Source organism: Candidatus Colwellia aromaticivorans, from assembly GCF_003333305.1.
In the GTDB taxonomy this organism is placed as follows: Bacteria; Pseudomonadota; Gammaproteobacteria; order Enterobacterales; family Alteromonadaceae; genus Colwellia; species Colwellia aromaticivorans.
Map to the genome: position 1 here is coordinate 40,013 of NZ_QOLD01000060.1, position 11,229 is coordinate 51,241.

Annotated in this window: 9 protein-coding genes; all 9 read left to right on the top strand. The window is 38.2% G+C overall.

Features of this window, described 5'->3' with window-relative positions; translation table 11 throughout:
• Positions 1-46: 46 nt before the first annotated feature.
• Positions 47-478, top strand: a complete 432-nt coding sequence (ndk, locus tag DWA31_RS09155; RefSeq protein WP_114326293.1) for a nucleoside-diphosphate kinase — start codon at positions 47-49, stop codon at positions 476-478.
• Between the two features lie 224 nt (positions 479-702).
• Positions 703-1,887 (top strand): dual-specificity RNA methyltransferase RlmN, encoded by a 1,185-nt coding sequence (gene rlmN / locus DWA31_RS09160; protein ID WP_114326305.1) that lies wholly within the window; start codon positions 703-705, stop codon positions 1,885-1,887.
• A 66-nt stretch (positions 1,888-1,953) separates the two neighbouring features.
• On the top strand, positions 1,954-3,681 hold the full coding sequence (pilW, locus tag DWA31_RS09165; RefSeq protein WP_114326294.1) for a type IV pilus biogenesis/stability protein PilW: 1,728 nt from the start codon (positions 1,954-1,956) through the stop codon (positions 3,679-3,681).
• Complete coding sequence (locus tag DWA31_RS09170; protein WP_114326295.1) at positions 3,682-4,644, top strand: RodZ domain-containing protein; 963 nt, start codon at positions 3,682-3,684, stop codon at positions 4,642-4,644.
• A gap of 32 nt (positions 4,645-4,676) precedes the next feature.
• Positions 4,677-5,807, top strand: a complete 1,131-nt coding sequence (gene ispG / locus DWA31_RS09175) for a flavodoxin-dependent (E)-4-hydroxy-3-methylbut-2-enyl-diphosphate synthase (protein ID WP_114326296.1) — start codon at positions 4,677-4,679, stop codon at positions 5,805-5,807.
• Between the two features lie 121 nt (positions 5,808-5,928).
• Positions 5,929-7,209, top strand: coding sequence for a histidine--tRNA ligase (gene hisS / locus DWA31_RS09180; protein WP_114326297.1), 1,281 nt, complete (start codon positions 5,929-5,931; stop codon positions 7,207-7,209).
• A 23-nt stretch (positions 7,210-7,232) separates the two neighbouring features.
• Positions 7,233-7,889 (top strand): YfgM family protein, encoded by a 657-nt coding sequence (locus DWA31_RS09185; RefSeq protein ID WP_114326298.1) that lies wholly within the window; start codon positions 7,233-7,235, stop codon positions 7,887-7,889.
• 13 nt (positions 7,890-7,902) lie between these two features.
• Entirely contained in the window at positions 7,903-9,156 is a 1,254-nt protein-coding gene (gene bamB / locus DWA31_RS09190) for an outer membrane protein assembly factor BamB (RefSeq protein ID WP_114326299.1), read from the top strand.
• Positions 9,157-9,303: 147 nt separating this feature from the next.
• The gene (gene der, locus DWA31_RS09195) at positions 9,304-10,788 is read left to right on the top strand and encodes a ribosome biogenesis GTPase Der (RefSeq protein WP_114326300.1); all 1,485 of its coding nucleotides are present in this window, start codon (positions 9,304-9,306) and stop codon (positions 10,786-10,788) included.
• Positions 10,789-11,229: the final 441 nt, after the last annotated feature.

Consider the following 11,229-nt stretch of genomic DNA (forward strand, 5'->3'; position numbering starts at 1 on the left):
ATTTACTTAATTAGACTAAAATTTAAATTTATTAAAAGGGCTTATCATGGCTATCGAACGTACTTTTTCTATCGTAAAACCAGACGCAGTTGCTAAAAACTTCATCGGTCAAATCTACAACCGTTTTGAAACTGCAGGTCTTAAAATTGTTGCTTCTAAAATGTTACATTTAAGCCAAGAAAAAGCTGAAGGCTTCTACGCTGAACATAGCGAGCGTCCTTTCTTTGGTGCTTTAGTTGAATTTATGACTTCTGGTCCAGTAATGGTACAAGTATTAGAAGGCGAAAACGCTGTTCTTAAAAACCGTGAAATCATGGGCGCTACTAACCCAGCTGAAGCACTTGCTGGTACTATCCGTGCTGATCTTGCTGATAGCATTGACGAAAATGCGGCTCATGGCTCTGATGCTTTAGAGTCAGCTGCACGTGAAATTGCTTATTTCTTCTCTGATGAAGAAATCTGTAGCCGCACACGCTAATTTGTCGAGCGTAATTTATTGCGCTACATGGTCAGAATTAACCCTGGCCTAACAAAAGGATTTTACTGAGCAATCAGTAAAATCCTTTTTGTATTTTATGCTTGAGCTTAAAATTGCGAAATTCGCTTGAAAAGCGTACAATTCGCGACCTTATACCAAATGAAATAATGAATGAGTCAATTGGTATTATTTATTTTTCCCTATCAGTTTTGAGTACTTGTTGTATGAGCGACCCAATCGTCACAGAAAATGTCAAAGAAGTTGCTAAAGAAAGCAGCAAAATTAATCTATTAAATTTTGATCATCAAGGATTGCGAGAGTATTTTGCTTCTATTGGTGAAAAGCCTTTTAGAGCTGATCAAATTATGAAATGGATCTATCACTTTGGTTATAGTGATTTTGAGCAAATGACTAATATAAATAGAAAACTGAGGGAAAAATTACAACGTAATTGTGAAATTAAAGCACCAGAAATTTCTGAAAAGCAAGTGTCGAAAGATGGTACTATTAAATATGCTTTGGTATTGGAGGGTGGTCAAGAAGTTGAAACTGTCTGGATCCCTGAAAATGATCGCGCTACATTATGTGTATCATCACAAGTGGGTTGCGCGCTTGAATGTACTTTTTGTGCAACTGCTCAGCAAGGCTTTAATCGTAATTTATCCATGTCAGAAATTATTGGTCAAGTATGGCGAGTGGCTAATGACATTGGTGCTACCCGCATTACTGGCAAAAGGCCCATTACCAACATCGTTATGATGGGTATGGGCGAGCCGTTACTTAATATGAAAAACCTTATTCCAGCCCTTGATACCATGTTAAATGATTTGGGTTATGGTTTATCAAAGCGCCGAGTTACGGTAAGTACTTCGGGTGTTGTACCTGCACTTGATATGTTAAAAGCTAAAATTGATTGTGCCTTAGCTATCTCAATTCATGCCCCTGACAATAAGTTACGTGATGAGTTAGTACCTATTAACAAAAAATACCCATTAGAAGAATTTATCTCCGCGGCAGGTCGTTATATTGATGGCTCTAAAGCGAATAAGCAGGCGACAATCGAATATGTGATGTTAGATCGCGTTAATGACTCAACGGATCAAGCGCATGCGTTAGCGCATGTATTAAAAGGTTTACCCAGTAAAATTAATTTGATCCCTTTTAACCCTTATCCGGGCTCTCCTTATAAACGACCAAGCAATTCTCGTATAGATCGTTTTGATAAGGTTTTACAAAGCTATGGCTTAACCGTTATTACACGTAGGCCGCGTGGCGAAGATATTGATGCCGCCTGTGGCCAGTTAGCGGGTGATGTAATCGATCGTACTAAACGTACCCAAACACAAAAAAACGCGCAAACTGAAAAAAAACAGGTGAAAGCTGGAGATATTTCGGTAAAGATAGTCTGATCACGTTATTATCTTAAAATTCAGCATAATAGTATTTACCATGGTTGGTACATTAGGGATAAACCTTTGACTAAAAAACGAATTTCATCACTCATTGTTGCGTTATTATCGGTTGCATTATCAGCCTGTGTTACGCAAGAGTTTGAAAATGATGAAACACCTGTGGTGAAAAATCAAGCCAATAGAGATGATATGGCGGCAACGCGTATTTCACTCGGTTTAGGTTATTTGAGAATGGGTAATATGGCGCAAGCCAAACAAAATTTAGAAAAAGCGAAAAAATTCGCTCCCCAAATGGTGCAAGTATACACAGCGTTTGCTCATTATTATGAAACTGTTGGTGAACATGAATTAACTTTAGCGTCATTTGAGGAAGCACTGTCGCTAAGAAGTGATGATGCTGATACCTTAAATAACTATGGCGTTTACTTGTGTCGTCAAGATCAAACTGAGGCGGCAGAAAAGCAGTTGTTAAAAGCTATTGCTGTACCGAGTTATATATTGGTAAGTAAAAGTTATGAAAATTTATCATCTTGTTTTTTACAAAAAGATAATTTTGTAAAAGCAGAGATGTATTTACATAAAGCGGTTATGCATAGCCCCGGAAATTCATCTATTTTATTTCAAATGGTACGTTTACAATACGCTATGGGTGAATATACCGAAGCTAAAACATATCAACAGCGTTTTGAAAAAGTTACCCGGCGTTTTACTTCACAGTCTTTGGCTTTAGCTTATAAAGTCTATTGGAAATTAGGACAGCGTCGTACCGCTAAAAATTATGGCGGGATGTTAGTGAAAATGTACCCACAATCCTGGGAATCACAGCAATACTTATTGAATGAACTTGAATTAATTGAGGCTGATAACCTAGCTAAAAGATATAAATTAGCTCAAATTAGTGAAACGTCCACTAAATCAAAAAAACGCGTAGTGAAACTATCACCTAAAAAAGCGTTATCCGGCAATACAGCGAATAGCTCTGGTTTAGTGGAACCGGAAGTATCACATCAAAAAGTTATTCAAGCAGCGACAGTACCATTAACGACAACAAGCAATACAGTGGCTCCTTCATCTACAGCGACTTCGATGGCAATCAATGCTGCTTTGACAATGGGAAGTGTTGGAATTGTTACCCCAGTCTCTGAACAAGAACAGGCGATAGTTAGCAAAATTCCACTTAGCACGAGTGATCAAGATAAACGCGTTGTTGTTCTAGCTACCCCTAAAACTGACGAAAATAAGATAACAAAAATACTAACTACTGATAATGAAACTAATGCGGTAGCCGATAATAGCTTGATTACTGACACTAAAGCCGATGAGGTAGTGTTAACTGAAGCAGAGGTGCCGCTTGAAGATCGAGAGATATTTCACATAGCTAAAAAACCTGCTCTTATTGTAGAAGATGCGCCTAAAGTAGAAGATGCGCCTAAAGTAGAAGATGCGCCTAAAGTAGAAGATGCGTCTAAAGTAGAAGATGCGCCTAAAGTAGAAGATGCGCCTAAAGTAGAAGATGTGCCTAAAGTAGAAGATGCGCCTAAAGTAGAAGATGCGCCTAAAGTAGAGGAGTCATTAACTATTGACTCAACAGAAATCCAACAAAGTGATAGTGTTAGTAATAAAACTTCAGATATTCATGTGGTAAGTTCTGGGGATACTTTGTATGGTATCTCGATCAAATATAATATTAAGATTAAGGCGTTACGTCGTTGGAATAACCTTTCTGGTAATAAAAAAATTCATATTAATGATAAATTAAGCTTAATAGATCCTAAGACGGTGACTGAATAAATGAATAAAGAAGCTTTAACTGTCGCAAGTACCAAGCAAGTGGATGAGCTTTGTGAGGATATAGAAGTCGTTGGTCCTGGTTTAATGCTGAGCGAAGCACGAAAAAAATTATCATTAAGTGTAGAAGATGTCAGTGAAAAATTAAACTTCAAAAGAAACGTAGTCAATAATATAGAACAAGATATTTTTGACCAATCGTTGCCAGCAACCTTTAATCGTGGCTATTTACGCAATTATGCTAAATTAGTGGCAGTTGATATTGATGAAGTACTTAGCGCATATGACATGCTTGGTATTGCTGAAATACAACGTAGCGAAATGCAAAGTTTTTCTAATTTAACAGTAAAGCAAGCTGAGCATAGCCGTTTAATGTGGTTTAGTTATTTAATTGCCGCTCTTTTAGTTGGTTTGATGGTGTTATGGTGGCTACAAGAGTCAAAATTGTCAGTTAATTTATTTGATAAGCCAAAGCAAGAACAACAAATCAGTGATAATGTTAGTGATATAGCGGATGTTAATGTAGCCAAAAAGAGTGTTGAAGCGCCTGAGTCACCTAAGGCGGAAGCAACTGAATTGGATGACATAACAAAGGCTACAAGTAGCGTACAAAAAGATTTGAAACCAGCGATTTCTGAGCAAAATCTAGATGCAGTACTTGAAAATCAGATTGAAACTAAAGCCAAAGCCAAAGCTAAAACTGAACTAGTACCTGAGATCAGCACGGTGGTGTTTACTTTTTCAGGTGATTGTTGGGTTAATATTTATGATGCCACAGGTGAGAGAATTGCGTGGGGCGTTAAAAAATCAGGTTACGTTATGACTATTTCTGGTAAAGCACCGTTAAAGGTAACATTAGGTAAACCGGAATTAGCCGCGATTGCTTTTAATGGTAAGCAAGTTGATATGTCGTCTTTTAGTGTCGGTAATATTACCAAGTTTACGTTGCCGTTAAGCTCTCAGTAAATACCCTATTTAGAGTTACAAAAGAATAAATTATGTTTAAAGAATCTCCAATCATTCGTCGTAAAGCCCGTCAAATCATGGTGGGTAATGTGCCCGTTGGTGGTGATGCGCCAATTACAGTGCAATCAATGACTAATACGTTAACGACTGATGTTATTGCTACAGTGGCACAAATTAAAGCATTAGAAGCGGTTGGTGCTGACATTGTCCGCGTAAGCGTACCTACGATGGATGCTGCTGAAGCATTTCGTGAAATCAAAAAGCAAGTGGATGTTCCCTTAGTTGCGGATATTCATTTTGATTATCGTATCGCCTTAAAAGTAGCCGAATATGGTGTTGATTGCTTGCGTATAAATCCCGGTAACATTGGTAATGAAAATAGAATTCGCAGTGTGGTTGAATGCGCTCGTGATAAAAATATTCCTATTAGAATAGGCGTTAATGGCGGCTCGTTAGAAAAGGATATTCAAGAGAAATATACCGAGCCCACACCTGAAGCGTTGTTTGAATCAGCCATGCGCCATGTTGATATTCTTGATCGATTGAACTTTGATCAATTTAAAGTAAGTGTCAAAGCATCAGATGTGTTTTTGGCAGTAGAATCATATAAATTACTGGCTAAACAAATTGATAACCCATTGCATTTAGGTATCACTGAAGCGGGCGGTTTGCGCGCTGGTTCAGTTAAATCATCTGTTGGTTTAGGGCTTTTATTAGCGCAAGGTATTGGTGATACGTTACGTATTTCACTTGCCGCTGATCCTGTAGAAGAGATCAAAGTTGGTTTCGATATTTTAAAATCATTGAAATTGCGCAGTCGTGGTATTAATTTAATTGCTTGTCCTAGTTGTTCACGTCAAGAGTTTGATGTAGTTGCAACAGTAAATGCCCTTGAAGAGCGTATTGAAGACATTATGACGCCAATGGATGTATCTATTATTGGTTGTATTGTTAATGGTCCTGGTGAAGCGATGGTCTCTGATTTAGGCTTAACGGGCAGTAGTAAAAAAAGCGGTTACTACCTTGATGGTCTTCGCCAAAAAGAACGATTTGATAATACTAATTTGGTTGATCAGCTTGAGCAACGTATCCGCGCTAAAGCACATGCGATGGAAGAGCGATTAAATGAAAAAAATCAAATTGATATTAAATCAGTAGATTAATCATTTTAGGCATTATTTCTGGCATAATTATTCTCCCGTTTAAGTATGAGTAGTTATTCGCTATAATGCGCGCTGCGTAAAAATTAACACACTGTAAAGTACAGCAGAGAGAAATAAATAAGTGGCTAAAAATAAGGCGTTACAAGCAATTCGCGGTATGAATGACTGCTTGCCAAGTGAAACTAATATATGGCAAATGGTAGAATCAGTACTACGTCGAGTGGCCAGTAATTACGGTTTTGCCGAGATACGTATGCCAATCGTTGAATCAACGGCACTGTTTAAACGTTCTATTGGTGAAGTAACAGATATTGTTGAAAAAGAAATGTACACCTTTGACGATCGTAATGGCGATAGCCTAACGTTACGTCCAGAAGGTACAGCCAGTTGTGTACGCGCAGGCAACCAACATGGCCTTTTATATAACCAAGAACAACGTCTTTGGTATATGGGACCGATGTTTCGTCATGAAAGACCACAAAAAGGTCGTTACCGCCAATTTCATCAATTTGGCTTAGAAGCCTTTGGTATTGCAACACCAGACATTGACGCTGAAATTATTTTATTAACTTCTCGCTTATGGCGGGAACTTGGCATCAATGAATTTGTCACACTAGAGTTGAACTCGTTAGGTAGCAATGAAGAACGTGCTAATTATCGTGATGCATTGATTGAGTATTTAACTGAGCGTGAAGAATTACTTGATGAAGATTCTAAACGTCGTATGCATACTAATCCGCTTAGAGTGTTAGATAGTAAAAACCCCAAAGTACAAGAAGCATTAACGGACGCACCAAAATTATCAGATTACTTTGGTGAAGAAACACAAGAACATTTTACTAGCCTTTGTGCACGGTTAGATGCAGCGGGAATTAAGTATGTGTTAAATGAACGTTTAGTCCGTGGTTTAGATTATTATAACCGGACTGTTTTTGAATGGGTAACTGACAGTTTAGGAGCACAAGGTACTGTTTGTGCTGGTGGTAGGTATGATGGCTTAGTAGAGCAGCTTGGTGGTAAAGCAACGCCAGCCTTTGGTTTTGCTTTGGGTATTGAACGTTTAGTGCTGATGTTAACTGAGTTAGATAAAGTAACCAATGTACGCCCACAAGTTGATGTGTATGTGGTGATTTTAGGTGACGATGCACAAATTGCAGCGAACCAATTAGCAGAACAATGGCGAGATCAAGTACCTGATATTCGTTTGCAATGTCACTGTGGTGGCGGCAATATGAAAAAACAATTAAAGCGTGCAGATAAGTCAGGTGCACAAATCGCGTTAATATTAGGTGATAACGAAATTGCTGAGCAACAGGTTATGGTTAAATATTTGCGTGGACAACAAGAACAACAAAGCTTGGCATTTGAGAAAATTCCAAGTTTATTAACGACATTAATTTAAGACATTTAGTCGAAGGTGAAGAAGTGGATATTTATCAAACAGAAGAACAACAAGTAGAAGCGATCAAAGGTTACTGGGAAGAAAATGGCAATATGATTATTGCTGGTATTGTTTTAGGTTTTGTTGGCTTTATCGGTTTTAACTACTACAAAGATAATAAACTTGCTGATGAATTGGCTATTTCAAATAGCTATCAAACACTAATGGAAAATAGTGCGACAGATAAACAAGCATTTAGTGAAAATGCAGAAAAATTTATCAAAGAAAACTCCACGACGAGTTATGCGTCATTAACGGCATTAGCATTAGCTAAAGAAGCGGCAAGCAAAAAAGATTGGGCCGTTGCACAAGCACAGTTAAAAGCAGCTATTGAAAGTGCACCCACTGATGGTATTAAAGGTATTGCTAGCTTACGTTTAGCACGTGTTCAAATTCAGTTAGAGCAATATGAACAAGCATTTGCCACGTTAGCTAAACCATTACCGGAATCATTCACTGCAGCTATTGAAGAAATAAAAGGTGATACCTATTTATTACAAGGAAAAAATGAATTAGCACGTAATTCTTACCAAGTTGCTATTGCAGCTGATGGTCTAGCGAGTAGCCCAAGCTTGCAAATGAAGTTAGATGATTTAGCGACGGCTGTTAATTTAACTTCTATAGTTCCCACTGCTAAGTAAATAAGGTTGTTCAATGGTATTATTTAATAAACAGGCTAGTCAGCGCTTTTTAACCAATTACAAAAATATGCTAGCCGTGCTTTTATTGTCTAGCGCTTTATTTAGCTGTTCATCTACAGATGAAGAGGAAGATACTAGTGATTTAGTTGCTGAACTTAGTGAAATTAATCAGCAGTTTGAACCAAATATTTTATGGGAAGAAAGCGTTGGTGATGGCAGTGAAGATTTCTTTTCTCGCCTTAAGCCTGTCGTTGCCTATAATACCGTATATAGTGCTAGCCGAGCCGGTGATGTTTTTGCCTTTGACGTAAAAACGGGCAAAGAGCTTTGGAATGTTGACTTAAGTGATGTTGATAATGATCGTAGCTTTTGGGATAGCCGACTTTCCGCAATGCTTTCAGGTGGTCCTATTGCGGGTTTAAATAAAATTTTTATTGGCAGTGAAAAGGGCAAGTTTTATGCTTTAGATGCGCAATCGGGTGAGCTTGTTTGGCAAGCGGATATTAAAGGTGAAATTATATCTGCACCAGCGGTTGATTCTGGTGTTGTCGTGGTAAACACTGCATCCGGTATTATGAAAGCGTTTAATGCTGACAATGGTGAAGAGTTATGGAAAATAGAGCAAGATGTTCCTGCGTTAACATTACGCGGTATTAGTCAGCCAGTAATAGCATCGGGTGGTGTTATCGTCGGTACTGGTAAAGGTGGCGTTAATGTTTACTTATTAAATAAAGGTCAGCAAGGTTGGTCAACTGAAATAGGAGAACCTGCGGGTTCAACTGAACTTGAACGCGTTATTGATGTTGATTCATCTCCTGTTGTTTTTGGTGATAAAGTTTATGCCATCTCTTCACGAGGTAACTTAGCTGCCATAGAATTGAAAAGTGGTCGAGTATTGTGGAAACGTCAATATTCATCATATCGTCAAATTTCGATTTATCGTAATACTATTTTCTTAACCAATTTACGCGGCCATGTTTATGCTATTGATAGAGTAAATGGTATTGAGCGCTGGAGTAACTTAGTGCTTACTAATCGTGGTGTTACGGGTCCCGCTGTTATTGATAATTATGTTGTAGTTGGCGATTTTGAAGGCTATTTACATTGGTTAGACCAAGAAAGCGGTGAGATTGTTGCTCGACATGAAGTTGATAGTAGTGGCATACACTCAACACCAACAGTGGTTGATAACATTTTATATAGCCAATCACGAGATGGTGATTTACAGGCCATTGAAACACCTGAAATAGTTGTCACAGAAAAGTAAATCTAATTACTTTTTATTGATTTTTTAGACTAAAATTATATACGGCTCCTATTGGAGCCGTTGCTTGTTTTTATATTATATAAATAGCCTTATTCCGTTCTTCTATTAATACTAGAACTAGGTATTTATTTCACTTTTGAGGTTTTCATGCTTCCTGTTGTTGCCCTAGTTGGCCGCCCAAATGTTGGTAAATCAACGTTATTTAATCGCTTAACCCGCTCTAGAAACGCTTTAGTTGCTGATTATCCTGGCTTAACTCGCGATCGCCAGTATGGCCAAGCAGAGGTTGAAGAACATCCCTTTATTGTTATTGATACGGGCGGTATTAATGGTGATGAAGAAGGTATTGATTTACTTATGGCTGAACAATCGTTGACGGCTATTGACGAGGCTGATGCGGTATTGTTTTTAGTAGATGCCCGTGATGGTTTAACGTCAGCTGATTATGGTATTGCTGATTATTTACGTAAACAAGACAAAAAAATATTTCTAGTCGCTAATAAGGTTGATGGCATAGATGCCGATTCGGCAGTCGCTGAATTTTATGCGCTAAGTCTTGGTGAAGAAGTGCATAAAATTGCCGCAGCCCATGGTCGTGGCGTAACGCAATTGCTTACCTTAGCACTTACTCCTCATATTGAAGCATTGGGTCAACCTAAAGCAGCTGATGGTGAAGAGGGGGAGTTTGATGGTGACTATGAACGTGAACTTAGCGAAGCAGAACTTGAGAAACAAATTGAAGAAGCACCAAAAGAAAACGATACCATTAAACTGGCTATTATCGGTAAACCTAATGTCGGTAAATCAACCTTAACTAATCGTATTTTAGGCGAAGAACGTGTCGTTGTTTTTGATGCACCAGGCACGACTCGCGATAGTGTTTATATTCCGATGGAACATAATGGTCGCTCCTATACCTTAATTGATACCGCAGGAATTCGTCGTCGTAAAAATGTTACTGATGTAGTAGAAAAATTCTCAGTGATCAAAACATTGCGTGCAATTGAAGACGCTAATGTCTGTTTATTATTAATTGATGCACGTGAAGGTATCAGTGATCAAGATTTAAGTTTGCTCGGATTTATTTTAGAATCTGGCCGTTCATTGGTGTTAGCGGTTAATAAGTGGGATGGATTAGAAGAGCATGCTAAAGATAGAATTAAAACTGAGCTTGATAGACGTTTAGGTTTTATTGATTTTGCTAAAATTCACTTTATTTCAGCGTTGCATGGTACTGGTGTTGGTCATTTGTATGCGTCTGTAGAAGAGGCATTTGTGAGTGCAACCAAGCGTATATCTACCGCGATGGTAACTAAAATATTAGATATGGCAGCATTTGATCATCAACCGCCTATGCATAATGGTCGTCGTATTAAATTAAAGTATGCTCACGCAGGCGGGTATAACCCACCTATTATTGTTATTCATGGTAACTTAGCTAAAAAATTACCTCAGTCATACAAACGCTATTTAATGAATTACTACCGTAAATCATTAAAAATTATGGGTACCCCAATTCGTATTGAATTTAGAGAGACCTCAAATCCATTTGCAGGTAAGAAAAAACTAAATTATACCGAACAAAAGAAAATAGCGAGAGCAACTCAGGGCTATAATAAAGATAAAAAGTAATAAGTAATAAGTAATGAGTGTTCAGTTACGAGTGATTAGTGGCGAGTGATTAGTGGCGAGTGAATAGTAGCGAGTTGCGAAGAGACATCAATCTGTTGTTGCCTCTTTATATCTCGAAACTCGCGGCTCGTAACTTCACTCTATTGTTGTGTCTTCGTATCTCGAAACTCGCGGCTCGTAACTTCACTCTATTGTTGTGTCTTCGTATCTCGAAACTCGCGGCTCGTAACTTCACTCTATTGTTGTGTCTTCGTATCTCGAAACTCGCGGCTCGTAACTTCACTCTATTGTTGTGTCTTCGTATCTCGAAACTCGGTGAAGGTCTGGGTAAAACACTTAGCTAAGTTTTACATTCCAGGGCAATAATGTTTCGATATCAAGTGCAGAGTTGGTCAATTGCTCTAGGCAATGCATGAGATAGTCGAATGGTATTAATCCATT